The 26,256-nt window shown below is 54.2% G+C and carries 22 protein-coding genes and 3 pseudogenes; 18 read left to right on the top strand and 7 right to left on the bottom strand.

The annotated features are described in order from the left end of the window. Window positions 1–97 precede the first annotated feature (97 nt). From DU29_RS0114785 to DU29_RS01000000129990, 3 pseudogenes are all read left to right on the top strand, one after another. Window positions 98–346, top strand: a pseudogene (locus tag DU29_RS0114785) (ATP-binding protein); the annotation flags it as partial. 335 nt (window positions 347–681) lie between these two features. Continuing rightward, window positions 682–1,677, top strand: a pseudogene (locus DU29_RS0114780) (Tn3 family transposase); the annotation flags it as partial. A gap of 23 nt (window positions 1,678–1,700) precedes the next feature. Beyond that, window positions 1,701–2,423 (top strand): annotated as a pseudogene (locus DU29_RS01000000129990) (endonuclease); the annotation flags it as partial. Between the two features lie 178 nt (window positions 2,424–2,601). On the opposite strand, the gene DU29_RS0114770 reads toward DU29_RS01000000129990, so the two are convergent. The 4 genes from DU29_RS0114770 to DU29_RS01000000129985 form a co-directional block, all read right to left on the bottom strand. Continuing rightward, on the bottom strand, window positions 2,602–2,892 hold the full coding sequence (locus DU29_RS0114770) for a hypothetical protein (protein ID WP_011077912.1): 291 nt from the start codon (window positions 2,890–2,892) through the stop codon (window positions 2,602–2,604). A gap of 175 nt (window positions 2,893–3,067) precedes the next feature. Then, complete coding sequence (locus tag DU29_RS0114765) at window positions 3,068–4,039, bottom strand: DNA replication terminus site-binding protein (RefSeq protein ID WP_011077913.1); 972 nt, start codon at window positions 4,037–4,039, stop codon at window positions 3,068–3,070. Between the two features lie 196 nt (window positions 4,040–4,235). Continuing rightward, window positions 4,236–4,421: a hypothetical protein gene (locus DU29_RS0114760; RefSeq protein ID WP_016502325.1), complete on the bottom strand. Its 186-nt coding sequence runs from the start codon at window positions 4,419–4,421 to the stop codon at window positions 4,236–4,238. Window positions 4,422–4,480: 59 nt separating this feature from the next. Continuing rightward, window positions 4,481–5,983: a 3'-5' exonuclease gene (locus tag DU29_RS01000000129985; protein WP_033050535.1), complete on the bottom strand. Its 1,503-nt coding sequence runs from the start codon at window positions 5,981–5,983 to the stop codon at window positions 4,481–4,483. A gap of 147 nt (window positions 5,984–6,130) precedes the next feature. On the opposite strand from DU29_RS01000000129985, the gene DU29_RS0114750 reads away from it, so the two are divergent. Both DU29_RS0114750 and DU29_RS0114745 read left to right on the top strand, forming a co-directional pair. After that, entirely contained in the window at window positions 6,131–6,451 is a 321-nt protein-coding gene (locus DU29_RS0114750; protein WP_028622368.1) for a hypothetical protein, read from the top strand. Window positions 6,452–6,551: 100 nt separating this feature from the next. Further along, window positions 6,552–6,893, top strand: a complete 342-nt coding sequence (locus DU29_RS0114745) for a hypothetical protein (protein WP_016502326.1) — start codon at window positions 6,552–6,554, stop codon at window positions 6,891–6,893. Between the two features lie 169 nt (window positions 6,894–7,062). On the opposite strand, the gene DU29_RS0114740 is transcribed toward DU29_RS0114745, so the two are convergent. Further along, window positions 7,063–7,929 carry a replication initiation protein gene (locus DU29_RS0114740; RefSeq protein WP_011077915.1) on the bottom strand — a complete coding sequence of 289 codons (867 nt, stop codon included), beginning with the start codon at window positions 7,927–7,929 and terminating at the stop codon, window positions 7,063–7,065. A 1,005-nt stretch (window positions 7,930–8,934) separates the two neighbouring features. On the opposite strand from DU29_RS0114740, the gene DU29_RS0114735 reads away from it, so the two are divergent. The 13 genes from DU29_RS0114735 (at window position 8,935) to DU29_RS0114660 (ending at window position 24,183) form a co-directional block, all read left to right on the top strand. Continuing rightward, entirely contained in the window at window positions 8,935–9,414 is a 480-nt protein-coding gene (locus tag DU29_RS0114735; RefSeq protein WP_011077916.1) for a hypothetical protein, read from the top strand. 201 nt (window positions 9,415–9,615) lie between these two features. Next, window positions 9,616–10,749, top strand: coding sequence for a ParA family protein (locus tag DU29_RS0114730; protein ID WP_011077917.1), 1,134 nt, complete (start codon window positions 9,616–9,618; stop codon window positions 10,747–10,749). 159 nt (window positions 10,750–10,908) lie between these two features. Further along, complete coding sequence (locus DU29_RS0114725; RefSeq protein WP_011077918.1) at window positions 10,909–11,937, top strand: ParB/RepB/Spo0J family partition protein; 1,029 nt, start codon at window positions 10,909–10,911, stop codon at window positions 11,935–11,937. Between the two features lie 394 nt (window positions 11,938–12,331). Continuing rightward, entirely contained in the window at window positions 12,332–12,637 is a 306-nt protein-coding gene (locus DU29_RS0114720; RefSeq protein ID WP_011077920.1) for a hypothetical protein, read from the top strand. 955 nt (window positions 12,638–13,592) lie between these two features. Beyond that, the gene (locus DU29_RS0114710) at window positions 13,593–14,582 is read left to right on the top strand and encodes a hypothetical protein (RefSeq protein WP_011077922.1); all 990 of its coding nucleotides are present in this window, start codon (window positions 13,593–13,595) and stop codon (window positions 14,580–14,582) included. Window positions 14,583–14,647: 65 nt separating this feature from the next. Beyond that, a complete protein-coding gene (locus DU29_RS0114705; protein ID WP_016502327.1) occupies window positions 14,648–15,274 on the top strand; it encodes a hypothetical protein in 627 nt (208 codons plus the stop codon). A 187-nt stretch (window positions 15,275–15,461) separates the two neighbouring features. Next, complete coding sequence (locus DU29_RS0114695; RefSeq protein WP_011077924.1) at window positions 15,462–15,821, top strand: histone-like nucleoid-structuring protein, MvaT/MvaU family; 360 nt, start codon at window positions 15,462–15,464, stop codon at window positions 15,819–15,821. Between the two features lie 144 nt (window positions 15,822–15,965). Continuing rightward, window positions 15,966–16,166, top strand: coding sequence for a hypothetical protein (locus DU29_RS1000000132930; RefSeq protein ID WP_152635548.1), 201 nt, complete (start codon window positions 15,966–15,968; stop codon window positions 16,164–16,166). A gap of 216 nt (window positions 16,167–16,382) precedes the next feature. Continuing rightward, a complete protein-coding gene (gene hsdR, locus DU29_RS0114685) occupies window positions 16,383–18,746 on the top strand; it encodes an EcoAI/FtnUII family type I restriction enzme subunit R (RefSeq protein WP_028622366.1) in 2,364 nt (787 codons plus the stop codon). Window positions 18,747–18,848: 102 nt separating this feature from the next. Next, window positions 18,849–20,318 (top strand): type I restriction-modification system subunit M, encoded by a 1,470-nt coding sequence (locus tag DU29_RS0114680; protein ID WP_028622365.1) that lies wholly within the window; start codon window positions 18,849–18,851, stop codon window positions 20,316–20,318. After that, complete coding sequence (locus DU29_RS0114675; protein ID WP_028622364.1) at window positions 20,315–22,042, top strand: restriction endonuclease subunit S; 1,728 nt, start codon at window positions 20,315–20,317, stop codon at window positions 22,040–22,042. Before DU29_RS0114680 ends, DU29_RS0114675 begins: the two co-directional genes overlap by 4 nt. 345 nt (window positions 22,043–22,387) lie before the next feature. Beyond that, window positions 22,388–22,819 carry a hypothetical protein gene (locus tag DU29_RS01000000129975; RefSeq protein WP_177326963.1) on the top strand — a complete coding sequence of 144 codons (432 nt, stop codon included), beginning with the start codon at window positions 22,388–22,390 and terminating at the stop codon, window positions 22,817–22,819. 65 nt (window positions 22,820–22,884) lie between these two features. Next, complete coding sequence (locus DU29_RS0114660; protein ID WP_011077926.1) at window positions 22,885–24,183, top strand: hypothetical protein; 1,299 nt, start codon at window positions 22,885–22,887, stop codon at window positions 24,181–24,183. A gap of 100 nt (window positions 24,184–24,283) precedes the next feature. On the opposite strand, the gene DU29_RS0114655 is transcribed toward DU29_RS0114660, so the two are convergent. Continuing rightward, complete coding sequence (locus tag DU29_RS0114655) at window positions 24,284–25,543, bottom strand: tyrosine-type recombinase/integrase (RefSeq protein WP_028622363.1); 1,260 nt, start codon at window positions 25,541–25,543, stop codon at window positions 24,284–24,286. Beyond that, on the bottom strand, window positions 25,540–25,947 hold the full coding sequence (locus DU29_RS0114650; protein WP_011117396.1) for a hypothetical protein: 408 nt from the start codon (window positions 25,945–25,947) through the stop codon (window positions 25,540–25,542). Before DU29_RS0114650 ends, DU29_RS0114655 begins: the two co-directional genes overlap by 4 nt. Window positions 25,948–26,256 lie beyond the last annotated feature (309 nt).

The following is a 26,256-nucleotide window of genomic DNA, read 5'->3' as shown; positions in this document are numbered from 1 at the left end:
CCTTGGGCTCGGTGTGTGTTCGCAACTATCACCGTAGACCAAGAGCAGCCTTTCTTCTTCTAGATCAATCGGTTAACGATTAAGTAAGTGCCATTCGGGCCTGGCCCCGTTCACCGCCGAACAGCGCCGCGACATGCTGGAGCTACTGGACGACCGCTACGGCCAGCGCTCGACCCTCGTGACCAGCCAAATGCCCGTGGACAACTGGCACGAACTGATCGGCGATCCAACCCTGGCCGATGCCATCCTCGACCGCCTGGTGCACAACGCCTACCGGATCAACCTCAAGGGCGAGTCGATGAGAAAGCGGGTGAAGAAATTGACGGCGCCGGGCGCCTCAGACTAACAATGCAACCCCTGCGTCGCTGCGCTCCGACTGCCTGTCCGAATGATCGTGGAACAGGTGTCCGGATCAGCGTGGGCTGAGTGTCCGAATGGCGTGGAATCCGCACTTAAGCCCAGCGCCTGCCCGCAAACCCTTGTGGCGTCTGGTTAGTTCGGGAAAACCATCCTTTTGTCGAACCCTGGCAGGCACTGACGCCAGGCCGTCCAAACGCATGAAAAGCAGTGCAGAAAAGTCGTTCAGTAAAACAAAGTCTGGATAACCGCCCCTATTTTCGGCAGCGGTGAACTCTAGCTAAGCCTTACGTTGGTTTTTGGTTCCACTGCTCCCCAAACCCCGTAAACGCGCAGTTACGGCATCCCTTTGCCACGCATTGGGGAGATGGCACCACGTCCTCGTCAGACGGCCAGAATTTCAGGACGGGAAACAAAGCCGAGAGCACCGGTCACATCAACCCGAAATATGGCAGCAGCCCAGGGCGAACGTTCTACACACATATTTCCGACCAATACGCGCCATTTCATATCAAGGTAGTCAACGTGGGACTGCGCGACTCGACCTATGTGCTAGACGGCCTGCTGTATCACGAAGCCGACCTACGCATTGAGGAACACTACACCGACACAGCAGGTTTCACCGATCACGTCTTTGGTCTGATGCACCTGCTCGGCTTTCGCTTCGCACCGCGTATCCGTGACCTGGGCGACACCAAGCTGTTCATCCCCAAGGGCAATATGACTTATGACGGGCTTAAGTCGATGATTAGCAAAGACAAGCTGGATATCAAAGCCATTCGTACCCACTGGGATGAAATCCTGCGGCTAGCCACCTCGATCAAGCAGGGCACCGTAACAGCCTCGTTGATGCTCAGGAAACTCGGCAGCTATCCGCGTCAAAACGGCCTGGCCGTCGCCCTGCGCGAATTGGGGCGCATCGAGCGCACATTGTTTATTTTAGATTGGTTGCAAAGCGTTGAGCTGCGCCGCCGCGTGAATGCTGGGCTGAACAAGGGCGAAGCGCGCAATGCGCTGGCCAGAGCTGTGTTCTTTAATCGGTTGGGCGAAATCCGTGACCGCAGTTTCGAACAGCAACGCTACCGGGCCAGCGGTCTCAACCTGGTGACCGCTGCCATAGTGCTGTGGAACACCGTTTACCTCGAGCGGTCCGCCAACGCATTGCACGGACATGGTCACGCAGTCGATGAATCGCTATTGCAGTACCTGTCGCCGCTGGGGTGGGAGCACATCAACCTGACCGGTGATTACCTGTGGCGCCGCAACACCAAGGTTGGTGCGGGAAAATTCAGACCGTTACGACGACTGCAATTGGCTTAGCGTACTTTGAAATCCCTTTTCTGAGGCGACCCCAATGGGAGCACGTCTTGCCAGCATACGCCTTCGGCAGCCAGCGGCAGTGTTGGCAGAACGGGGGGCGCAAGAACTGCATCGATACCGATCCGGTATTTCGCAAAATGGAAGCCGACATGCACAACCTTGCGGTGAGTGTTGGCGAGGTCAATGCTGACCGAAGCAATTTTCGCTATGGCGTTTTACCCTCAACACCGATGCAATACGGCGCTTGCCCGACCAGAACAGATTTTCAGCAGCGCGTGACAGAGCCTCGCGACCAGGTGAAGGGCGCGGTAGCCCGAATCTACTTCTACATGCACGACCGTTACGGGCTATCGATGTCCAGAGCACAACAGCAGTTGCTGATGGCCTGGGATCGTCAATACCCGGTGAGCGCGTGGGAACAGGAGCGTGACCGGCGGATCGCCAGAGTAATGGGGCATAGCAACCCATTCGTAACAGGTGAAAGATCCTGGAATCTCGGTATGCGAGTGAAGGGAGCGGGCACAATGGCACAGGCCATTCGGAGCGAACCAGTTCAGCACCAGGTATCTGGTGGATACGCCTCCAGCTCGCTTTCGCCGGTGATTGGCAACCGCAATAGCAATGTTTACCACCTGCCAGTGGGCTGTCCGAGCTATGAAAAAGTCGGAACGCGCAACCGGGTAGAGTTTGCGAGCGCTGCGGACGCCGAAGCTGCGGGTTTCAAACGGGCCGGAAACTGCCGATAAGGGCCGTTCGGAGGGGATATGCGGTTTTGTAGCCTTCAGGGCCAGGTTAACCCTTCCTGAGCCTCCAGGGCGCTGTGCGGTCGTTACAGCCCGTGCTGACGGGAAGCGTGAGGTGAGGGAGCGAGTTTTGCGTGCCTGGCCGGGTGTATCGTGAAGATCTCCCGGCCGGCCTCGATGATCAATCAACGGTCTGATGCTGTTTCGTTTTTGCAGTGTGCTGGGCCGGTACCGGACCAGAATGGGCTGGCGTAGTGGCCAAGGTGTGAGTAATCACCGAGCCGCTTTTGTTCGCCAGGTTCTTTGCCAGAGACTCGCGGACAACTTCCATCGTGAGTATTCGCGAGGTGGCAATCGCAGCTTTGAGGGGCTGGCCAGCTGCAACCAGTACCTCAACCATGTCCAGGGCCGTATTCACGCCGGCTTCAATTCGTTTCTCAACGCCATCAATCATCATCTTCTCGATCTCCATTTCAGGCAGCTGGCGGAATGCAAGCGGCCTCAGCAGAGCGTACGTGGTTCACCAGCTATTTGGGTAGAGCATCAAAGCGCGAGGCTAAAGGACGCATCCTAATTATTAGGCTGCTACCGAATTTAACATAACAAAGATTATAAGAAGTCTAAGCTGTTGTTTATAAAGGGTAAGTCTACTGATCAACGACGCCTTTTACTGACTCTCGGTACGTCGATAGCACCTCAGGTGTCTCTGGCGCGCCGGGCTCCTGAGCAACTGGGTCCGCAGTGGATGAGGCTACGAAAAAGCGCCCCCCAGGGAGTGCCGGCAACCGTTGCTTTACGTCTGGTCGTTTTGCTGATCGCGAGTCTCTATCGAAGTTCTTGAGGCCAACGATCCTTGCAGCGGGTTGCCCATCGAGTACGAAGAATGGAAGGTTGGCATGCAGCATTGCGTCATACCGGCTGCGCTCGGAAAACCACAGCATGGCCCGCGGATGCGGAGCGATGGGCTTTGGCACATCCAGCATATCGGTTTCAGCCATATTCGCAATGCTGCGCAGATCGATCCACTGGGGGCTATTCACCACCGGCTCGCCGGTGGCCATAGATTTTTCATGGGCCTCGGCGAGCAGCACCTCACGGACGTGGCCAACAGTGACACGCTCTTTTCCTGAGGTGTGACCGGCCCAGGTGAATGTGATCTGTCTTGGGGCAGCATCAAAAACCTGGATTGCGCGCTTCAGCTGGTTGAGGGAGAAATTTTTCCCCAGGGCCTGGCGCATGATGTGGGAACGGCGGCTGACGGCAACGTTGCGAAACACTCGCTCAGCCTCGATCGCATCCACCAGCTCGCTCTTGCAGCGGTTCACCGCCCTGCCCTCATCGAGTATCGATCCGGAGAGGATAAAGTACCCCGGCAAACGCAGCACGGTACCTGGAGCCTGGCCGAGATCGCGCTCAAACTCGCGTAACGCCTCTACAGCGGCCTTGATCGCGTCAGTTCCTGTCAGTACCTGGACGTTAATTCGAGATGGCGTCCTCTGTTCAGTGAGGAGCGGGATGCGCCATATCATCCCGCCGACAACCAATGCGGGCCACTTCTCATTGAAAGCCTCAACGGTTTCGACCAAGCGCTCGTAAGCGGAGACAATTGCGTCAGTCATCTAGGATTCCTCATAATACCACCCCTTCACTACGGCTATACCGTATGCCCTCCTCCCCCTCCGCTCCATGTTAACCAGGAGCGACGCCGAGGGTGCGAAAACGATCTCGCGATTGAAGGGGTGGTATTATCGAGTATCCCAAAATCCGCTCATAAAAAAACCCGTTCGAAACGGGCTTTTTTTGCTACGTGTCAGCTCAACGAATTTGGACTGCCTCAAGGGACAACAGATCCTCAATGTGATCCGCTGCATCGGCCCGCAAACGGCTCTCCAACCTTTCTCGATTGATGTGTTCAGTTTCGCTCGGCTCAACGAGCAAGACTACATAGCCTTGATTCCGCAGCTGCTGAAGCAAAGCTGCCTGGTCGCTGGAAATGGGCATGAAAATATCTCCTGTGATCAGTGGGTGATTTTCAAAAGTCGAAGCATGCTCGAGGAGCACTACGCGGCAGCCACCTGTTTCTTCCTGAAAACCATCGGGGTATTTGGCTTGCGGCCGTCACGCCGGTCGACGAATTCTTTCATGATCTCCAACATCGTCGAGTTGACCGCAAGAACTCGCATCGCGCGGGTACACGCGACGTAGAGGAGGTTCATCTCATCAATCCATGGTTCCTTTTCGTTCTCTGGATTGAATGGATCGAAGGTGAAATCCTCAGCCAGTTGCACCGCATCCCACTCCAAGCCCTTCGAACGATGCGCGGTGCTGAGGGTGATGGTGGCTTCAAGCTCATCAGTGACCGCATTGCGCCGCAGCTTGGCAAACAACTCCGGGAGATCCGCACTGTACTGCTCGATGATCTTGATCGAGCGGTTCATCTCAGGGTCTTGGCTTTCATCGGCAATCTGCTTGTAGAGATCGTAATCAGGATATTCCTGGAGGAGTTTTTTTCCCTTCACTCGGTCACGCCACCCCTTCGATAGCGCATGTAGGTCTTCAAGATCCTGGAGGTTGTAACCCTCGATCCCCCCAACCCAGTAGATCTTTGCACCAGTCTCTACATTGGCCAGCGCCGTCTCGATCACTCCAACCACCGTCCGGCAGAGTACGGTGCGATGTTCAAGGTCAGCAGGTAGTGCCTTGGAAACACGAGTCTCGCCGCCAAGCCCAGCCAGTTGGCGGGATTCACCCTTGAACGCGAGAACCATGTTGGCGACGTGCGCAACGGCAGACCCGAACCGAAACGACTGAGTGAGGTAGTGGACTTCCGCTTTGTCGAGCCAGGTTGCATTGAGAGCATCTACGGCCCCCCTGAAGCGGTACAGCATCTGATGGCCATCACCACAAACGACTACGCCCATTCCGTATGCCGCCTGCTGCGCAAGCACACCAGCAATCACTGGATTGATGTCCTGCGCCTCGTCTCCAAGCGCAATATCGTAACGATCCCGCAGATTTGGTTTCGAGAGTGCCCAAAGCTTGAGATAGCCGTCGTGAGTGATATTCGCAGCCTCGTTTTGGATGTCGCACATTTGCAACCAAAGCTGCCTGGCTCCCTCTACGATGCTTCCGGCGGCGCGCTTCATTCGCTCCGTTTTGAGCTTGTTGACGGGGCAGTGACATAGCTCGATGTCGTCATCCGCGCTGGCCAAATAATTGTTCAGCGTCTCTTGCACGCTGCGCACCAATTCCCAGTTCTGTGAGCCGATAATTCTTGCGATGTCGGTCAGGCGCAGGTTGCTCGTGAGCTTGTGTCTGTACTTCGATCCGATCGACGCATAAGCCAAGCCGTGGGCTGTTTTGCACGTCACGTTCGGCGGAAACTTTTGCTTGGCAGCAATCTCGACGCTTTTGTTGTAGCAGAGGTAGAGCAGACGGCATTGAGGCCGAGCCTTGGCATAGCCAACAAGCGTGGTGGTCTTCCCTGTTCCAGCAAAAGCCACCAGCTTGACGATACGGGCCAACGAGTTAATCGCTGGCCCCTGTTCGTGGGTGAAGTTCATCCCTTGGATCTCCGTTCTGATATGCCTCCATGGTTGCATAGCCACGCACAAACCCAAGCGGGGGCTGCTAGCTCTGCCCTCTAAAGGATTTGGGTATTCCTGGAGAGGTGGCAATGTCTTCTCACACCCGGAATCAGAGCAGCAACCATGACTTACAACGAGACCCTTGCTTCCTATCAGCGCCTTCTTGAAGCCAATCCAGGGAAAGCATTGCAAATCGGCGACGATTGCTACGCGGTGCTGATCAACGGAACCTTGAGTGGGGCATACGCCACCCTGGATGGGGCTGTTGATCTTGGGACAATCTTCCACTTTGATCGAGAAGCTTGGGATGCCGAATGCGAGTGTTGGGACGGCGATGTTTCTGGCATGCAAACAGCATTTTGCGTAGCCACTCCCTCCCTTGTTGAACTTCCGCCACCACCCGCGGGGAATGGCACGCCCAACCAAGGGAAAAAAGAATGCTAGGGTTCGCCGCCAATCCGATGCCGAACAAAGCCAGGGGAATTCCGTTTGGGATTTACGGGACTGCTGGCAGGATGAATGCAGATCAAGGGAGCCGTAGCTTATGACAGCCATCCAACTTTTCCAGCAGCGCCAATCGGAGCCGGTATGCACCGATCTGATTCAGATGATTCGTGACGGCATGATTCGCCGGCTCAAGCGATTTGTTGTAGAACCTTACGATGACGGCATCACCTGGGGGATTCAGACAGTCGCCATAGCAACACCTGATGCTGATGACGGCGACCAGTTTCCGGTTGTGATTGTCGACCTCCACGAAGACGACCAGGCTGCAATGTCGTTTGCCCTGAGCGTCTTCGACGCGCTCAAAAATGCAGGCCGAGCATCAGGCGAGGATGTATGCCAATGGCGGCGAAGCCTCTTCACGCTTGTACCTAATTACTGAGCGCTGCGCGCCCCAGACCGGGCCAAGAAAAACCCGCCATTAAGGCGGGTTTTTTGTGGAAGTGGCACCAAAAGGACGGCAAATGACGATTCGAATACCTAAGCGGAAAAAACCGGCACCGGCGACACTGCTCACAAAGGCACAAACGGTCGTCAGATGACGACGCAAGCTAATCTGGTTGCTCTCCTTCCTCTGCCGAAACAGCGAACAGCAGACCGGCTTCTTGTGCTTCAGCCAACTCACCCAAAGGCTTCGTGATCAGCCATTCGCTTTCTTCGGCAGGGTCATACTCAGGAAGCGGGGGAAGATCTTCAGGGTCAAGTTCCAGATTAAGCGGGAGCTGTGCGAGGTCACAGAAGGTGAACTTGATTGCGATCACCTTCCGCCCTTCCCTCCTCAACTCGTAGCTGACATCCAGATTGCTCTTAGTCTTCAGCTCCGCAACTGCCGGATCTATGACTCTCTGGCGGAGGTTGTTGAATCGTTGATAGGCATCCGACAATCCGAGGGCGACCCGCAAGGATTCGACCTCAATGTAGGCCCATCCTGTCTTCCGAAACTGCATCAGCATCTCAAACAGCCGGAACGAATGGCTCGAGTCCAGGCAGGCAACCCGCCGAAGATCATAGCTAGTCACTTTGCTGTACAGCATCGTGAGATAGGGCATGACATGGATGGTGAACGACAACTCAACGCGACCCTCACCATCCAAATACTTGGCCCGATCGACCCAACGCTTCCGCTCCATGCCAGAGCCGTCAAAGGTCTTAATATCGCGCTCGTACAGCTCATCAGCTGCCACTTTCATCTGCTCATAGGCATGCCTGAGCTGGACGCCGTAGATATCCGAATAGTCCACGGCCGAGACAGACACCTTTTTCGGCATGGGCCTTCTTGGATCGAGTTTACTGATAGCCGCGAGGATCAACCGCTGCTCGTTGAGCGTCAGCCGGTACGACGCGGTAATCAGCGTATTGGATTTCGTAACCCGGAGCGGCTTAGGTTCCGGCTTGGCAGGTTTGGGTAAATTGGACATGTCTGGCCCCACGATTAGTAACGGAACCCTACAGAGAGATTACGCTGTAGTCGATACCCAGGAGTCGGTTAGGCTCTAGACCCCAGTAAAAATGGGCCTCACAGCCAACCACCTCATCCAATCGCAAGACAAGGGACAAATCTGTAGTCGATAGGCAGTAGCCGTAATTTGTAGTCGATTGGCGTCCGTTCGCCACGTAGAACAGCCGTAATCTGTAGTCGATAGCGTGGGACAGCTTTGATCCACAGCCGTAATCTGTAGTCGATACCGAAGATAGGGCTGCAAAACTGCCTGGTCATACTCGTCCATGCACAGCCGTAATCTGTAGTCGCATCGAGCTGATGACTGTAAAAATAGCCGTAATCTGTAGTCGATAGGTCCAACGGTGAACTCAAAGACTATTTATTGGCGAATCCACCAAGGCAGAGGGCAAACCACTGAAAAACGTCAAATAAGCGACGGGTAATTTAAAATATCATTTAAAAACAATGGGTTACTGCGATTTCTATCCAAAGAAACGCCACTCAGGCAAATTCAGAACACAAAATTGCTTGAAATCGAGCCATAAAAACTCAAACTCGTGCTACGTGCAGCATCCAGCAGCCGGAATCTGTAGTCGTTAGACACAGCCCAGGCCCTCCATCCGGCCTGTGGATAACGGCCGCAATCTGTAGTCGTCACAGCCGGAATCTGTAGTCGCTTCAGCCGTAATCCATAGTCGCAAAGCCGGAATGTGTAGTCGCAATGCCGTAATTTGTAGTCGATGATCCTCTGGAGGCCACGTAATACAAGGGCTCCAGCTCTCTAAAAACAAGAGAACAACAAGAGAAAAACAGTTAAAAGGCTTTTAAAACTGAAAAGCTAATTTTCTGAGGGTTGAAAAACCAAAAGCAGACTCACAATCCAATGGCTGTTTTTCCGACGACAATTCGGTTCGAAAGCAGCACACCCACCAGGTCGGCGAGGAGAAAATGATCCCATCCGAATATGACCTGGAGGAACCCAATGAATACTGCCGCTTTCGCGGGCGTCGCAGCTTATCTGCTCAGCATGGCTGTCATAGCGCCGGAGCCGGTAAGCCTGACTGTAGGCGTTACGACGATCGTCGACGTCCAGCAGCACTACACCATCATCGACAAGATTGGTACGTCCTACACCGGCGGCCCGGTACTTAATCTCTCAGAATGGGAGGTAAACCTGGAGGGTGTCACTGACATTCAGCTGGCCTTCAACGCTGAAGGGGTACTGGATGTCGCTACGGTAAAAGCTGACAAACTTCACCTGGAGGAAGTGCTAAGCGGGCTGAGAAGCCAGCTGCAAATTGGCACAGACGAGTCCAGCCACGGGTTTGAGAACATCACATTCTTGTCTGGCTCCACCGAGGTAGTGGTCGAATCGCATCCCATGGACACCCAATTCACAGTCAACTACATAAGCGCGGACTTCAAACGTGCACGCACCGATGCCCAAAAACAGTACGCCTGACCGCTGACATCGGCTCTCGCTTTACCTAGCGTGAATTCGGGTTTAGTCTCCAAAACATCCAAGCCAAGCCGAACTGTGAGGTGGAAAAAGCCGTTTCCAGTTCGGTTTTACAGGCAAAAACCCAGCCTGTACCATGATTTTTCTTGAAAAAGCGACTTAACGTATTATGATTCACCTGTATTCAACAATGCAGGGATCGTCATGCAGCAGCCAAGCGAGCAGTTTGAAGAGGAATCCGTCTATTTCACGGATTTCTCCACCCTCCTCTACCCCCCAAAATTTGCAGCCGATTGTTTTGGATTGACTACCCGTCGTCTTCAGGACATTGAGGATGAAAACGGGCTGGAAATTCGCCGCATTGCTCGCGGCACTGTCCCAACTCGGGCTTATACCCTGAGTGATATTTTCGATATCGCAGCGATCCGTAGAGCGAAAGGTCAAGCAAAGGGGCTACCACGGCAGGTTGTGATATCAACCTTCGTTCCCAAGGGCGGCACGGGAAAAACGACTGTAACGGTCAACCTGGCAATCTACCTCCAGATGCAAGGGCTCCGGATTCTTATCATTGATAATGATCCCCAGGGCGACTCGTCGAGTGAGCTGGGGTATGACCCAGATTTGGCAAGGTCTGACCTTGAATCGATGGGAATTCCTCCAGAGCGCTATGTTGAGGGCAACCTAGGGAACCTTTTGAGCCCAGAGCTGAGAGGTCGACAATTCGAGCCATTGTCTTTTGAGCAAGTCATCAAAAAACCATTCGGCGAGAACGGCCCCCACCTCATCCCAGCTGATGCGTACCTCGAGGATCTTGTTGTTGCTTTAGACGCAGAGAACAATATGGATTTCTGGTATGCAGACTGGCTAGAGCGAGCCAGGACTGGAGAGATTCCCGGTATTGATACGTCAGCCTATGACGTGATCCTTTTCGACAATGCCCCTACCGCTTCTCGACTCACAAAAAACTCCATCGTCGCTAGCGACTTTGTTATCTGCCCTGTTCGGATGGATAAATTCTCTTTCCGCGCCCTTATGCGGCTGAATGAATGGATGGTTCGATTTGCCAAGGCATACCGTCGCTCCCCTGTTGTTCTAGCAATCCCGACCATGTTCATCAGGAACCGTAAACGCATCTTGAATAACCTTGTCGTTCTGAACGATCTCTTCCCTGGTCGGGTTGCTGAAGAAAAGCTCTATTACTCAGAAGACTATGGTAAAGCGCTGGATCAAGGCATTCCTCTGATCGTATGGAAGGGCGCTACCAGCAAAACTATTGACTCCATGCGCTCAGTTTTTAGCGAAGCACTCCAAAAAATCCGGGAGTTTGCTTCTCAGTGACTGGTGCTCGGAGCACCACCTGGGTTTTGAGCTTCACTGGTGCTCGGAGCACCATCAGTCTGCTGAGCTTAACTGGTGCTCCGAGCACCACTTGAGATCTTCAGCAGCCCCAAAGATTAGATGCGCTCCACGTTACAGCGGTTAATTGACGGAGAAATTATGGCTAAGTCAGAGGATTTTCCAGGAAAGCCAAAAGATGCGCCTACCTGGATGTCTGGCGTCAAAAGGACGCCGGCGGAATTGCCTGAACCCAATTTAAGAGTTTCGGTTAGGGAAATGCTTGCTCAGCAACAGGTCAATGAGCCTGTTGCTGAGCAAGCGGTAGCAGGCATCGAGGGCGAGAATAGCCAGGCTAAAGTCTCCGGCAAGGTTCTTGAAACGGGAGCCGCGAACGGTGTCATAGCTGAGATCAGCACCAGCAATATACGGGTATCGCCATTCCAGCCACGTCTGGCATTCAGCGAGGCTGCTATCGAAGACCTTGCAAATTCGATCGCTTCTGTTGGCTTGGCCAAGCCCGTCACTGTCAGACCTATAGGTGATGGCATTTATGAGCTGGTCGGCGGTGAGCGCAGATGGCGTGCTCACAAATTGCTGGGCCGGGAGACCATTACGTCATACGTCCGTGAAATGGACGACGCTTTGGCGCAGATCCTTGCGCTGACGGACAACGAAGGCCAAGAAGCGCTCACGGAGTACGAGCGAGGTAAATCTTACGCAAAAATTTTGGATTCTGGAGGTGAGCCATCTGTCAGGGCGCTGGGCCGCCGGTTAGGAGTCAATCACTCGATAGTGAGTAGATGCCTATTGCTGATGGACCTACCTAATGAAGTGAAAGCCATTCTGGACACGAATCCAGGACTCATCGGTGGGAAGCGGGCAAAGGATTTTATTGAATTCAGCAGCAAAGAGCCCGAACTACTTCTGCGAGCCGTGACGGCGATGCGTGATGAGCAATGGACACAAGAACACGCCCTACGTTGGCTAGCTAAGGAAATTGCTTCACGGACCCAGCAAAACTCGTCCAGCAAATTCACCGATACTGAGATCAGTGGTATTGGCCGGGTTCGCGTAGAAGGAAAAAAAGTCGAGCTTCGTTGTGAGAAAAGTGTCGACGCGAAACTGATTGCGGAGCAGTTCGAGGCCTTTTTAAAGACAATTGACCGTTCTTTGATCGAGAGCGAATGATTCACATTTGCTTTGTAACTAAATATTTCAGACGCGAAACAGGTTAGAAAACGTGCACACGAAGGCGATGTGCCATGACAGAATATGGTTTTTTAGACTACGAGATAAGGACATATGGCAACCGCAGTCGCGCAACCAGAACACAGAGTGGTGCAACCGCAGACACGATTCGCCGCTCTCGCACAGCTGTCAAAGATTGAGCCTGAGCACCTGCACGGCCTGAGCCGGATTGAGCTGTTTTCGGTAATTTCAGAGCACTGGCTGAAGTGTTCAGCCCCCGCTCGGATTCACATGTTGAGCAGCGAAGATCGGTTCATCCGCGGTGAAGCGCGGGCTCAGAACAAAGCATTAAGCGTTACGCAAATTTGCGTGGACCAAGCTCCAGGGATTATCTATGAGCAATTCAACCAAACACCGTATCTCGCTGGCGTATGAGCACGAAGGTGAGGTGCGACAGGCCTCAGCTGAGGTGAACCAAACGAAGGCGAGCATCACCTTCAGCGGGCTTCCGAGCGTAAAGTTCCAGGTGTCACTGAGCGATCCTGAACAGGTGATATTGCAGTTGCCTACAGACCGCAAAGGAAAAAAACCGACGGTTTCTTGCGACATATCCTCGATCCCTGAGTTGGAAGCGGCGATGGACGAGGTGCGCAGGCAAGGTTGGCTTGGGCCAAAGGTGTCAGTGAGTGAGTGCGGGTGAACCAGCGTCGGTGCCTTGCTCCGAGATCTGGGCGAGTGAAGTTGACCTCAAGGAATCGCACAAGCGCATCCTTTTGCACGAATCGCAATTGACCCTCCAGCTCATTCGTTACTCTGTTGCTCTAGTGCGAGCAGAGAGTAGGCCAGGAGGCCGCAGGCCTAGCAGGGAAGCTCAAAGGAGGCTGTCCCGGAGCATCCCAGGCTCCGGTCGGGAAATGATCTACATAGATCCTCGTAGTAATCTATGCTTTCACCAGCCTGTTCGCCTTCCTTGTGTGTAAAGGATCGAGCTTACGCCGGGCAGAAAACTCAAAGCATCAATTAATGAAACTAATTACGCCTTAAATGGTCTGTGATGGCCTAGTGTTTGCTGTAGACATGGCCCTAGCTTATGCTGTGCTATGAAACAACTTTTTATAGGTTTTTGCCGTTCTGCGACCCGTTTACGAGCTGAAAAATGACGACCTTTTGACGCCGTTTTTGTGTAGTGATGCGGAACTGTATATCTATACACTGATTAGCATGCAGCCTTTGCCTTGACAGAAAATACCGAGATTCAGCCATGATCACAAAGATGCCGCCCCATGTAGTCAGAAGCTTTCCCTACTGGGAAACGCCACCAGAGCCGGGCCAGGATTTGCATGAATTGAAATGGGGTGTCATGGAAGTCCTTTCAGACAAGTCGCTTAGATTCGTTGACACAAAACCGGATCAAGCAGCACTCGAAGAACTAATAAGCCAACTTCAAGAGAAGATTTAATTTAGATTTTTTATTGTCTGGGCTTCTCTAGAACACCAACCCCTGCTTATACGGCAGGGTTTTTTTTTGAATGAAGATTGAGCCTAGGGTAGCAACAATGATCGCGAATTCAGACGTAAAAACGACCTGAAAAAGCGTCACTTGTGCGCGTCTTCGACGTATCGTTCTTGGATAAAACAGGAACGAGAAGCTGCTTATGCAAAGCTATGATCTTGAGTTTCACGATTACGCTCAGCTATTTCCGCTAATCATCGGAGATGACTACGAAGCCCTGCTTGAAGATATTGATGTCAACGGACAGCGTGCCTCGATCGTTCTCTATGAAGGAAAGATCCTTGATGGGCGCAACCGGTACCGCGTTTGCAAAGATCTGCTGATCGAACCCCGAACAGAGGAATACACAGGAGATGATGCCCTAGGTTATGTCCTCTCGCTTAACCTCTATCGCCGGCAGCTCACCGTTGCACAACGGGCTTTGATCGCTGCCGAGCTGTCCTCACTGCGCGGGAGTAGCGCTATCACTGTTGACCTGGAAAAGGCCGCCGGGCAGGAGCTGGAAGCCGCAAAAATGGCTATTGAGGAGGCAGCCAAAGTACTGGGTATCAGTCCGCGCTCTGTGTCTTCTGCGTGCAAGGTTGTCCGAGACGGCACCCCGGAGCTGCTGGATGCTGTCAAGGCCGGCGACGTAAGCGTATCCGCAGCGGAGCAGGTGGCTAAGCTGGAAAAAAAAGCACAGCAAGAACTGTGTAGCCGCGGGCCTAAGGCAATTCGTAAGGCTGCGAAGGACATGAGGGAGGAGGGTAGGTCGAAACCTGCGATGCCTAATAAGCCACTTCCGCTCTCAGATAAAAACGGTCTCCTGCCTCCGCCAGTACCGCTTGACGATGATGAAAATGAAGATGGCGCATCAGCCCCTGATGCACCGGCAAACCAAATAGCCGCGATTGAGCAAGAATCGGACGTTTTCTATACCTATGAGAGAAAGCCGGCGGCTCAGCTCCTGTTCGAAATGGCTGATGCTGGAATGCAATTTGGCCGAGAAGCTGAGGGCGTTGCCGACGACATCATGAATGAGGTTGAAGAGGGCCTGGATCTTCAGTTCCTTGCATTCGTTGTTGACGTAGCCAAGAGGCTAGAAAATCGGGTGAAGGCAAAAATGCAGGCCCGATATGCTGAGGAGACATGAGTGTTGGGATTTTCTGGAAGGGTGATTTCATAGGTTAAAGCCCGAACAGAAAAGGAGTACCCCGCATGCAAACAACTCAGGACGACACCGTAATGGATTTTGGCCCGAACCTCTTCGGTGGCGAGGGTGGCTCTGCGTCCATCCCTTCCGCTGATGATGCAGATGCTACGAACAAGGCCCAGGAGGGTACGGCGAGTATTTCTCATCAGATGACTGAGGGTTGTACCGAAGAAAACACGGCCGAGGCCGGCGGCGGCCAGGCTGGTGGTAGCAGCGCTCCCTCGAGCAGCAATGTTGCACCTGGCGTGAATACTCAACAGGCAGCCACTCAAACCAAGGCAGGGAAGTCCGAAGTTGGCACCAAAGCCTTGTCCAGTGTGAAAGCAGCCGTGAAGGTTTTCGAAAGCATTAATGGCTTCGACGAGCAAAGTGCGACTCAGCGTACTGTCGTTCGCGATCTAATGTTAAAGCAGTCCGAAGCCATGGAACTCAAGCTCCAGGGCAAGAAACCTCCCGAGGGTGAAGACTTTGATTCCATTGCGAAGCAGCTCCGGCGCGAGAACAACCGCCTCGACTCCCTGCTTGAAGGTAAGGAATCACTGTTCGGCAAGGCCCGGGAAGCCGCCGAAATTGCGATCGAAAACATGCAGGGCGTAATTGCCGAAATCAACCGTTTGGAGGAGGAGGCTTAGCCCTCCTGGACGCCATGAACAAGAAACTGTTCGTCGACATTCAATTTTACGCATTCTGGCCTTCCGCCGGATTCCTTGCGGGCTATGCATTCCTTGCATCGGCAGGCATGATCTAACCAGCAGCCCTAGCAAGCCTGGCGCGCACCGTCACGGCTCAGGGCCATGTAACCCAGACCAAGGAGACAAGATGTCCCTCATCACCGAATACCGAGCCACAGAGGAAGCCATCAAGGAGCTTCAGGAACGACTGGAGAAGCTGAGCGGAAATGAAGCCCTTTTGAAAGAGATGGAGTTCGAGAAAAAGCTGCGGGCCTTGATGTCTGAGTATGGCAAGAGCCTGCGCGACATCATCGCGATTCTTGATCCGGACTATCGAAAGCAAATTACCCATCAGCCTGGCAAACCTCGTGCGCAACGAGCAGTCAAGGTCTACCGCAACCCCAACACGGGTGAGCTCGTTGAGACCAAGGGCGGCAACCACAAGACGCTCAAGGAGTGGAAGCAAGAGCATGGCGCTGCTGTAGTCGAGACATGGCGAACCCAGTGAGTTTGCGCTACCGCGGATCTTCTAAAATAAAAGGCCGGTGAACCCGGCCTTTTTTGTGAGTTAGGTTTGGCCACCGGGAGCTTGGGTTTTTTCAATTGAATGCGAACTTGAAATGGAGGTAAATAATTATCAACGGAGGATCAAATGGATAGCACTGAAAATGTCGATGAACGCCTGTTGGCCGCGGTTATGGATGAAGCGCAAACAGACTTCAGCATAGCCAGGATTGCAGTTGAGAAGATCCGCCAGGGAGCTGAAAGCATCGCCGCCGGCATGCTGCGAAATTGCGCTCCACTTGACCACCCGTTTGCATTCGACCCGACCAGTCACTTGCATTCGTCCTGACCAGCGATTGCATCGGATTTGACCAACACGCGTTGTAACCATGATCGGCAGAGAACGGCCACAAGCCGTCGCTAGATGTCCCACTTAACCGTGCCCAACTCGGGAATTAGCCGCTGCTCACGTTGGCAACGCAAATCAAGGTACATTTGTGCCTGCCAAGTAAGATCAGCAGTGCTGGGATGGAGCGACCATGCCGGCTTGAAAGGGAATCAGAGCATGGACAAAAAGTCGCTTACCGAGCGAGACATCTGCAGCAAGTACATCGCACCTGCCATCCAGCAATCTGGCTGGGACATGCATAAGCAGGTGCGCGAGGAAGTCAGCTTTACCAAGGGCCGCATCATCGTCCGGGGCAAACTACACAGCCGTGGAGAAGCACGCCGCGCAGACTTCATCCTCTACCACCAAGCCAATCTGCCTATCGCCGTGATCGAGGCGAAAGACAACAAGCACTCCGTCGGCTCCGGTATGCAGCAGGCTCTGGGTTACGCGGAGACGTTGGATGTGCCATTCGTGTTCTCCAGCAATGGCGATGGCTTTCTGTTTCATGACCGCAGTGGCACAGGCAGCCAAGTAGAAACCGAACTCAGCCTCGACCAGTTCCCCAGTCCTGACGAACTCTGGCAGCGATACTGCCAGTGGAAGGGCTTGAACGACCAAGTTCAGCACAAGATCGAAGCACCCTATTACGACGACGGCTCCGGGCGTATGCCTCGCTACTACCAAATGAACGCCATCAACCGCACGGTCGAAGCCGTGGCACGTGGGCAGAATCGCGCGCTGCTAGTTATGGCCACCGGCACCGGCAAGACCTACACTGCCTTCCAGATCATCTGGCGGCTCTGGAAATCCAAACAGAAGAAACGCATTCTGTTTCTCGCCGACCGCAACATCCTGGTCGATCAAACCAAGAACAACGACTTCAAACCGTTCGGCCGGGCGATGACCAAGATCGCCAGGCGTCAGATCGACACCTCCTATGAGATCTACCTGTCGCTTTATCAGGCCGTGACAGGCACTGAAGAGGAGATGAACATCTACAAGCAGTTCTCTCGCGACTTCTTCGATCTGATTGTGATTGACGAATGCCACCGTGGCAGTGCCGCCGAGGATTCCGCATGGCGCGAAATTCTCGATTACTTCTCCAGCGCCACCCACGTCGGCCTCACCGCCACACCGAAGGAAACCAAAGAGGTTTCCAGCATCACTTACTTCGGTGAACCGGTGTACACCTACACCCTTAAGCAGGGTATCGAAGATGGCTTCCTCGCACCTTATAAGGTGGTGCGTATCGACTTCGACAAAGACCTTCAGGGATGGCGTCCGCCCAAAGGCATGCTCGATAAGAATGGCGAGCTGATCGAAGACCGCATCTACAACCTCAAGGATATGGACCGCACCTTGGTAATTGAAGCGCGCACCCAACTGGTTGCATTGAAAGTTACCGAGTTCCTCAAGGCCACGGATCCGTTCCAGAAGACCATCATCTTCTGCGACGATATCAACCACGCAGAGCGCATGCGCCAGAGCCTAGTCAACCTTAACCCGGAGCGCATTGCAGAGAACCGCAAATACGTCATGCGTATTACCGGCGATGATCAGGAAGGCAAAGCCGAGCTGGATAACTTCATCAACCCGGAAGAGCGCTACCCAGTCATCGCAACCACCAGCAAGCTGATGACCACCGGCGTCGATGCGCAGACCTGCAAACTGATCGTACTCGACCAGCACATCAAGTCGATGACCGAGTTCAAGCAGATTATCGGGCGCGGCACACGCATAAACGAGGATTTCGGTAAATACTGGTTCACCATCATGGACTTCAAGAAGGCCACCGAGCTGTTTGCCGACCCAGCCTTCGACGGCGATCCGGTGGTGATCTACACCCCCGAAGGCGGCGTACCGCCCGTGCCACCCGATGACCTGATGGAGGACGATGGCATCAGTTCCGGCAACAATGCCGAGGCTGATGACCTGGAGTTCACAGGCGACGATGACGGCAAGAAGCGCATCAAATACGTTATCGACAGCATCCCGATCTACGTCATTGCCGAGCGTGTGCAGTACTACGGACCAGATGGCCACCTGATCACTGAGTCGCTGCACGACTACACCCGCACCTGCGTACAAAAACAGTTCGCCTCGCTGGATGACTTCCTGCGCCGCTGGAGTGATGCCGAGCAGAAGAAGGCCATCATCGACGAGATGGCCGCACAAGGTGTGATGTGGGAAGCCCTGGCAGAGGAAGTGGAAAAGAAGCAGGGTAAGCCCCTCGATCCGTTTGACCTTGTCTGCCATGTCGCCTTCGACCAACCTGCCTTATCGCGCAAGGAGCGTGCTGAGCAGGTGAAAAAGCGCAATTACTTTGCCAAGTATTCCGGCGCGGCTCGGCAAGTGCTGGAGGCGTTGTTAGATAAATACGCCGATACCGGTGTTGAGCATATCGAGGACATCAAAATCCTCCAGCTCGACCCTTTCATCCAGATCGGTGCCCCCCTCGAACTGGTTAAGGCATTTGGTGGCAAGGCCGGTTACAACCAGGCCATCCATGAACTGGAAGACGAACTTTACGCCAGTTAACCCGCATTGCCCCGCAAGTGGATTAGCCGTGCAGCTGGGTAACCTATCAGCAGCCAATCCCTTTACAATCGTCCGCTTTGCCGCGCCTCCCGAGTACTTGTTATGTCGATCAGCTCCACCATCAAATCCATCCAGGACATCATGCGCAAAGACGTTGGTGTCGACGGCGACGCTCAGCGTATCGGCCAACTTGTCTGGCTGCTATTCCTGAAGATATTCGATGACCGCGAGCAGGAATGGGAGCTCATGGACGATAACTACCACTCGCCCATCCCCGAGAGTTGCCGCTGGCGCACCTGGGCTGCCGACCCGGAAGGGATGACCGGCGATGAGTTGAAGAACTTTATCGACAACAACCTCTTTCCCCAGTTGCAGAACTTGCATGAGTACAGCAACACACCTTCAGCCTTCGTAGTCCGTAGCGTGTTTGAAGACGCCTACAACTACATGAAGTCGGGCCAGCTGCTGCGTCAGGTGATCAACAAAATTCAGCAAGGTGTGGACTTCAACAAGGCCCAGGAGCGCCACGAATTCGGCAACCTCTACGAGCAACTGCTGCGCGACCTGCAGAATGCCGGCAACGCTGGCGAGTTCTACACACCGCGCCCGGTCACCGAATTCATGGTGCGTATGGTCGATCCAAAATTGGACGAGAAAGTTATGGACCCGGCCTGCGGCACCGGCGGCTTCCTTACCTGCGCGATCGAGCGCAAGCGCAGCCGCTATGTAAAAACCGCCGAGGACGAACGCATCCTGCAGGCCAGCATCTTCGGCGTTGAAAAGAAGCCGCTGCCGCACCTGCTGGCCACTACCAACATGATCCTGCACGGCATCGAGGTGCCCAGCCAGATCCGTCACGACAACACCTTGAGTAAACCGCTGATCAGCTGGGGGCCGAGTGAGCGCGTGCACTGCATAGTTGCCAACCCGCCGTTCGGGGGCATGGAAGAAGACGGCATCGAAACCAACTTCCCCGCCGCCTTCCGTACCCGTGAAACCGCCGATTTGTTCCTGGTGCTGATCATGCACCTGCTTAAAGACGGCGGCCGCGCCGCCGTGGTGCTGCCTGACGGCTTCCTGTTCGGCGAAGGTATCAAGAGCCGCATCAAGGAAAAGCTGCTGACCGAGTGCAATCTGCACACCATCGTTCGCCTCCCCAGCGGCGTGTTCAACCCCTACACCAGTATCAAAACCAACCTGCTGTTCTTCACTAAAGGTACTCCGACCAAAAAAGTGTGGTTCTACGAGCATCAGTACCCGGCCGGAGTGAAAAACTACTCTAAGACCCGGCCCATGCGTATCGAAGAATTTAGCGCAGAAGAAGCCTGGTGGGGCAACGAGACCGACGGCTTTGCCGCACGGGTGGAGAACGAATTCGCTTGGCAGGTCAGTGTCGAAGAGCTGCAGGCGCGCAACTGGAACCTCGACTGCAAAAACCCACATATCGGCGAGCAAATTAGCCATGACCCAGGCGAACTGCTACGCAGCTATGCCGCCCTGCAAGGTGGAATCAGCGACCTGCGCGACCAGCTTAGGGCCGTGCTGGCCAAAGCACTGGAGCGCCAGGTATGACAGCGTTGCTGACCGAGAATCTGCCGCTGCTGGCTGGCGCACCCAATGGCATCAAAAAGCTGCGAGAGCTGATCCTGGAATTGGCGGTACGCGGCAAGTTGGTGCCGCAAGATCCCAGCGATGAACCGGCCAGTGAGCTGCTCAAGCGGATTGTTGAGGAAAAGGCGCGGTTGGTGGCTGAAGGGAAGATCAAGAAAGGTAAGACTGTAGATGACGCCGTAGCCGAAATTTCTTACCCAATACCATCGACGTGGGACGTTGCTTCACTTGGCCAGGTCGTTGAGATTGTTCGTGGAATTACTTTCCCAGCCAACGAGAAATCGAGAGAACCAGAGCACGGGCGTGTTGCATGTCTGCGGACTGCAAACGTGCAAAACGAAATTGAATGGGATGATCTGCTGTACATCCGCGAGAGTTTTATCTCTCGACCTGATCAGTACGTCCAGCCGTATGACATTGTTATGTCCATGGCAAACAGCCGGGAACTAGTCGGAAAAGTTGCCATGATTGGTTCAACACTTGATCAGCCAACAACATTTGGTGGCTTTCTCGGTGTCCTACGCCCGGTGTTGATTGAACCTCGATTTGTGATGGCACTACTGCGCACACCTCATGCTCGAAGTGCCTTAATAGATAGTGCGAGCCAGACCACAAACATTGCTAACGTGTCATTGGCAAAACTACGCCCCTTGTTGTTTGCTATTCCTCCACTTGCAGAACAATACCGAATCGTAGCCAAAGTTGATGAGTTGATGGCACTCTGCGACCGCCTGGAAGCTCAGCAGGCCGACGCCGAAAGCGCCCATACCCAACTCGTACAAGCGCTGCTCGACAGCCTGACCCAAGCTTGCGACGCAGATGACTTCGCCACCAACTGGCAACGCCTGGCCGAACACTTCCACGCCCTGTTCACCACCGAACCCAGCATCGTCGCCCTCAAACAAACCCTATTGCAACTGGCCGTGATGGGCAAGTTGGTGCCGCAAGATCCCAGCGATGAACCGGCCAGTGAGCTGCTCAAGCGGATTGTTGAGGAAAAGGCGCGACTGGTAGCGGAAGGCAAGATCAAGAGGCAGAAAGCGCAGGCTGAAATTGTTGAAGAGGAAAAACCGTTTGTACTGCCAGAGAAATGGACGTGGGTCCGTCTCGGGGAAATATTATCTTTAACATCAGGAAAAGGCTTTAAAGCGCAGGAGTACTCGCTTAGTGGCGCTAGACTTTTTCAAATAGCGAATGTAAGCCTTGGGCATACAAAGTGGCAAATTGAAAATTTCCTTCCGGAAAATTATCTCAATGACTATCCAGAGCTTGCACTCAAAGAAGGAGATGTACTGATAGCACTTAACAGGCCGTTACTTAATGGCAGGATGAAGGTTTGCATTATCTCTGAAAAAGACCTCCCTGCAATTTTGTATCAGAGAGTTGGAAGATTTAACTTTTACGACTCATCCGTAGAGGCTAAATTTTTTTATTACTATCTGCAGTCTCATTTATTCATTGGCAAATTGAATGAGAGCCTGCAAGGATCAGACCAGCCGTTCATTAACCAATCCCAGGTAGTTGAGTTCTTGTTTTCTTGGCCGCCTCTAGCCGAACAACACCGCATCGTCAACAAAGTCGATCAACTTATGGCCCTCTGCGACCAACTGGAAATCCGCCTATCCCAGGCCCGCGAACTGAACGAACAACTGGCCAGCACTCTGGTTGAGCAGGCGGTGGCGTGATGAGCGAAACCTTCAACATCTACTGCGACAAGTCCTGCCATCTGGAGAACGATGGCCAGAAGGCTATGGCGCTGGGCGCGGTCTGGTGCCCCAAAGCCAAGCGCCTAGAGATCGGCCAGACGACGAATCGATGGCTCACTAAGGGGGCCAGAGGCTTATCTATGATTTCTACTTCGCGCTCTTAGTTGGAAGACATTGATTAGCGTACCCGCAACGGGTTCCTATCTTCGGAGTTGAAGGGCGAGGATCCTCGATACAGGGTCGCTTTTGCGGCAGAAAGGCCGGCGGGAACGACGCACTGAAGGGCAGCATAGGGTCGTTCTCTGCCGGTCATGTCCACGAATCTTGCTGGTCAAATCCGATGCAAATGACTGGTCAGGTCGAATGCAAATGGGTGGGCAAGTCCGTGCAATTACCCACATGCACGGTCGCAACCATGTAAAGGCGTCATTCGAGCATTATGACGGTACACCGATGTCGCCTGAAGAAGCCTTGGCTCACCAGTGTGTCCATGCGGCAAGTATCGGAAAATCCCTCGGGCAGGAATTTCTTCTGAAGGCACCTGCTCCCCTTCTGGAGCAATTTTCCGCCGTGGCAGGGAACCGTAACGTTGCGGACAGTGGGGCAATGCTCGCAGGCCTGCTGCATGGGTTCATGATTGCATTCGCCACGAAGGAAACGGAGGAGCGAGCGCTGAAAGCGATGCTGGAGGTTGCCCGGATCTGCGACGAGGCCAACAATATTCGAGGCACCTCTTTCGGCCAAGCCAGCGAATGAATTATTGCTCGGCGGGTAACTGGTCACCGTTTATGCCCATTGAGGCACTGGAAAGGAATTGAGTCATGTCTGACGACAAACACGTCAAAACTGAGCCACCGCGGATGCTGTTCGTGGACGAGTACAGCAACTTTTTGGGGGGGCTGAATGACACGCTGAAGGAAGAGTTGCGAAAGGTGTCTGGCGTACCTAATGCAACCTACCTGGTCAATGACGGGAAGGTGTTTGTCTTCGACAAGCTGGTACACCTGGTGAAAGAGCGCCAGAAGGAGCAGCCGCATGCACAGCTGCAAGAGATGGCCCGCAGCTTAACGGTCGAAGAACTGGCTCTCAGCTTGATTGCCGAAGCAACTGTTTCTGCCAAGGAAGCCGTCGAGGCCTGGGGAGTAGTGCCGGTTCCCTACCAAACGGAAACTCTTGCGGCGATGGACACAGCCACCCTTGAATCTCGGGCGACTGGCCGCTTAATCCTGCACCGCCCCTTCAATGCTCGAATGCCGGGGGATTTCCAGGAGGAGGGCGACGTGAAAGCCGCGTTCGCCAACCTACTGGTGGGTGGTGTTCTCCCTGGTAGTGGTGACTTCACCTATCGCGGGCAGCCGATGACGCTGCGCGATCCCTTGGATCTGGCGCTGCTGCCGGCCCGGCCTGAAATCCCCGAAGGGCCGGCGGCTGAAGGCTGGGTCTACACGGCGCTGGGTAACGTCGAGTTCGAGGCGGGCTTTGAGCCAGTCTCGGAGGTGATGTTCAACGCCGTGAAGGAAACTGAAGCGAAGTGGCGTGGCGATATCGCTCATGCCGCCAAGCATGCTCAAGAACGAGCTGCAGAGGTCTGGGCCCAGGCTGCCGGCCTGCGCCTGGAAACGCTGAACGACCCGACGGATGAGGTGCCGGAGTACGGGGAGGAAGAATTCCCGCAGCTGCGAGCTCTCTACCCAGAACTGTCCATGCTGTCGGATGGCACCCTCTACTCGTTGTTCGACGTGTTCCAGATGGAGTGCCACTTCATCAACGGGTGGGCGGCGAACCGTGACGACGATTTTCTGTTCTATCTGCTCGGTAAGGTCGCAGACCGCAAGAACGATCACGACACGGCTAAAGAGGTCGGTGAGTGGGTGGCCGACGCCCTGTTGCATGGTGCAACCTTGGATGCTGCCCTGGAGATCGGTCGTAGTGCTGACCGATACAACCAGGCGATCGGCAAGCTCGCGCACCGGATTGCCGATGCCATGCGCTTCCTGGCTGAGGACAAGAAAGCGACCGATCTTCGTGGTCGTACTATCACGACTATGGGGGACACATTCCGGATCGGCAGGAAGTACAACGCCACAGCTATGGTGGTGGAGCAGAAACTTCCATTCTGATCTCACCTATGAAATATAGGAACTGCGAGGGAGGGGGCACAGTTCAGGCAAAATTGGTTGTTATTAGGGCGCTTCTGGCAGAGCGCCCTCACCTCGGTGGTCAAGCGGCCGGCAGAACCTTGGCCAGATCTGACCCAGCATCAGGGGCAAGCTCCGAAACCAGATCCGATACCTCACCTTGCACCTGAGGAGCGTTGGCGACAAGAAAGTCCCCCCAATCCTTCATCAGGGCGCGACGCTTATCCAGCAAGTCACCTCGGTTATATGCTGCTTCAACCTTACTGTTGAGGGTATGCGCGAGAGCCATTTCGCAAACCTCTCGCTGGTGATCGGTTTCTTCTGCGGCCCACGTCCGAAAAGTAGATCTGAACCCATGCGGTACGACGCCATCGACCTGGAGCTGATCGAGCACCCTTGCCATGGCATTGCCGGGAATAGGGCCTGTTCGCCAGGAGTTGAGAAATATCCATTTGTCATGCTTTCCGACCTGCTGCCGTAGCACCTCGAGCATTTGCTCCGTAAGGGGTACCCGATGAGCCTTGCCCGCTTTCATGCGTTCTGCTGGGATGTACCAGATTTTCTCCTCCCAATCTATTTCCGGCCACTGGGCCCCGCTCACCTCTTGGTTACGGGTCGCAGTCAGAATTGCGAATTCAACAGCACGAGCTGCTGACCCATCCAGGGAATCGAGCCTGGCCAACAGCTCGGCAGTGCGTAAAGGTGTCGGAGACGGGAAGGGGACTACCGTATGCGATTGCTTGGGCAAGAGCTTGTCGAGATGACCACGCCACCGTGCGGGGTTTTCACCTTGCCGAAGCTTCAGTGCCTTCGCTGCATCGAGCACGAGCTCTATGCGATTCCGGACGCGGTTCGCCGTGACGGGGATCTTGCTCCAGATCGGCGTCAGCACATCCAGGATATCGTCCGTGTCGACCTCGGCTATCCGAAATCCGCCTATGGCAGGGTAGACATGCTTCGTGAGTGAATTTTGCCATTGCTGGTGATGTTTCTTAGACCAGCTTGATGAATGCGTGCGGATGTACCTTTCTGCCGACGCCCGAAATGTGTGGCTCGTTGTGGCTCGCGAGGCTTTGGCAGCTTTGGCCTTCACGCGCTCAGCGACTGGATCGACGCCACGGGCGATATCGAGTCGGTACTTGTCAGCCTCCAGTCTTGCGTCTCTGAGGCTCAAAGCAGGGAATGTCCCCAGGGCAAGGTCGTGCCGTTGTTTCGCCAGCATATAGCGAAAGACCCAGCTTTTCCGCAGGGTAGCTGATACACGAAGAATCAACCCTCGGCCGTCCTGGTAGGAGCCGGGCTGGTCGACATCCTTGACGAACTTAGGGGTTAGTTTGCTCATGAGGTACCCCCGGTCTCCGGGCCGCTCTTTTCATCTGCCGGCACGTCATCCTGAAAAGCGAGAGAAATGTTCTCCGGCCGAATGAGGTGAGGGCACGCAAGCTCGTACCCACCATCTGAAACGAGGTGTAAACCGGAGCGATCGACGGCGAGAACGGAAATCGCTCCAGGCTCGTCATCGAGCGCTTCACCCAGCCAGTTACTGAGTGCGTCTTCAACTGCCAGCATCGACCCAAAGAAATAGACCATTTCCTTGGCCTCACCGAGTAGAGCGGAGCGAGGTCCAATCTGCGGCCGTAAACCGTCACGGAAGATGGAGTCAAGATTATGGGTTGGCGTGACGTGGTAAATCTCACCTGAAATAGGCTCGTTTTGAGCGTGCTCATTCGAATCATGGTTTTTCACTACGGATTCCTCGCGGCTCGTTTGTTCGCAGGCGCTGATACTGAAATCGCGCCAGATCTCGCCGCAATGTAGGAGGATAAGGTATCCCCATACAAAACGGCTACAGGCCAGAACCTATAAGGAATTCCAGAAAACCCAAATATTACATCCCACACCATAGCCCACAGTTGCTATCGAGCAGAATGACCCTTCCAGGAAGCAGAGGAGGCGGACCGACGAGAGCATGAGTACCTGGACCAGGTGAGGTAGGGGAGAGGAGAGGAGAGGAGAGGGGGAGTCGCCCACCCGGCAGCAGGCCTGAATCCTCGG

It is taken from the genome of Pseudomonas sp. Ant30-3 (assembly GCF_000690905.1).
In the GTDB taxonomy this organism is placed as follows: Bacteria; Pseudomonadota; Gammaproteobacteria; order Pseudomonadales; family Pseudomonadaceae; genus Aquipseudomonas.
Note: the sequence above shows the minus strand (reverse complement) of the source record. Positions and strands in the feature narration are given on the sequence as shown.

Excerpts from the sequence above, each read along its gene's own strand:
- DU29_RS0114770 (WP_011077912.1), bottom strand. The coding sequence starts at position 2,892 with ATGGAGATCGAGAAGATGATGATTGATGGCGTTGAGAAACGAATTGAA.
- DU29_RS0114765 (WP_011077913.1), bottom strand. The coding sequence starts at position 4,039 with ATGACTGACGCAATTGTCTCCGCTTACGAGCGCTTGGTCGAAACCGTT.
- DU29_RS0114760 (WP_016502325.1), bottom strand. The coding sequence starts at position 4,421 with ATGCCCATTTCCAGCGACCAGGCAGCTTTGCTTCAGCAGCTGCGGAAT.
- DU29_RS01000000129985 (WP_033050535.1), bottom strand. The coding sequence starts at position 5,983 with ATGAACTTCACCCACGAACAGGGGCCAGCGATTAACTCGTTGGCCCGT.
- DU29_RS0114750 (WP_028622368.1), top strand. The coding sequence starts at position 6,131 with ATGACTTACAACGAGACCCTTGCTTCCTATCAGCGCCTTCTTGAAGCC.
- DU29_RS0114745 (WP_016502326.1), top strand. The coding sequence starts at position 6,552 with ATGACAGCCATCCAACTTTTCCAGCAGCGCCAATCGGAGCCGGTATGC.
- DU29_RS0114740 (WP_011077915.1), bottom strand. The coding sequence starts at position 7,929 with ATGTCCAATTTACCCAAACCTGCCAAGCCGGAACCTAAGCCGCTCCGG.
- DU29_RS0114735 (WP_011077916.1), top strand. The coding sequence starts at position 8,935 with ATGAATACTGCCGCTTTCGCGGGCGTCGCAGCTTATCTGCTCAGCATG.
- DU29_RS0114730 (WP_011077917.1), top strand. The coding sequence starts at position 9,616 with ATGCAGCAGCCAAGCGAGCAGTTTGAAGAGGAATCCGTCTATTTCACG.
- DU29_RS0114725 (WP_011077918.1), top strand. The coding sequence starts at position 10,909 with ATGGCTAAGTCAGAGGATTTTCCAGGAAAGCCAAAAGATGCGCCTACC.
- DU29_RS0114720 (WP_011077920.1), top strand. The coding sequence starts at position 12,332 with ATGAGCAATTCAACCAAACACCGTATCTCGCTGGCGTATGAGCACGAA.
- DU29_RS0114710 (WP_011077922.1), top strand. The coding sequence starts at position 13,593 with ATGCAAAGCTATGATCTTGAGTTTCACGATTACGCTCAGCTATTTCCG.
- DU29_RS0114705 (WP_016502327.1), top strand. The coding sequence starts at position 14,648 with ATGCAAACAACTCAGGACGACACCGTAATGGATTTTGGCCCGAACCTC.
- DU29_RS0114695 (WP_011077924.1), top strand. The coding sequence starts at position 15,462 with ATGTCCCTCATCACCGAATACCGAGCCACAGAGGAAGCCATCAAGGAG.
- DU29_RS1000000132930 (WP_152635548.1), top strand. The coding sequence starts at position 15,966 with ATGGATAGCACTGAAAATGTCGATGAACGCCTGTTGGCCGCGGTTATG.
- hsdR (WP_028622366.1), top strand. The coding sequence starts at position 16,383 with ATGGACAAAAAGTCGCTTACCGAGCGAGACATCTGCAGCAAGTACATC.
- DU29_RS0114680 (WP_028622365.1), top strand. The coding sequence starts at position 18,849 with ATGTCGATCAGCTCCACCATCAAATCCATCCAGGACATCATGCGCAAA.
- DU29_RS0114675 (WP_028622364.1), top strand. The coding sequence starts at position 20,315 with ATGACAGCGTTGCTGACCGAGAATCTGCCGCTGCTGGCTGGCGCACCC.
- DU29_RS0114660 (WP_011077926.1), top strand. The coding sequence starts at position 22,885 with ATGTCTGACGACAAACACGTCAAAACTGAGCCACCGCGGATGCTGTTC.
- DU29_RS0114655 (WP_028622363.1), bottom strand. The coding sequence starts at position 25,543 with ATGAGCAAACTAACCCCTAAGTTCGTCAAGGATGTCGACCAGCCCGGC.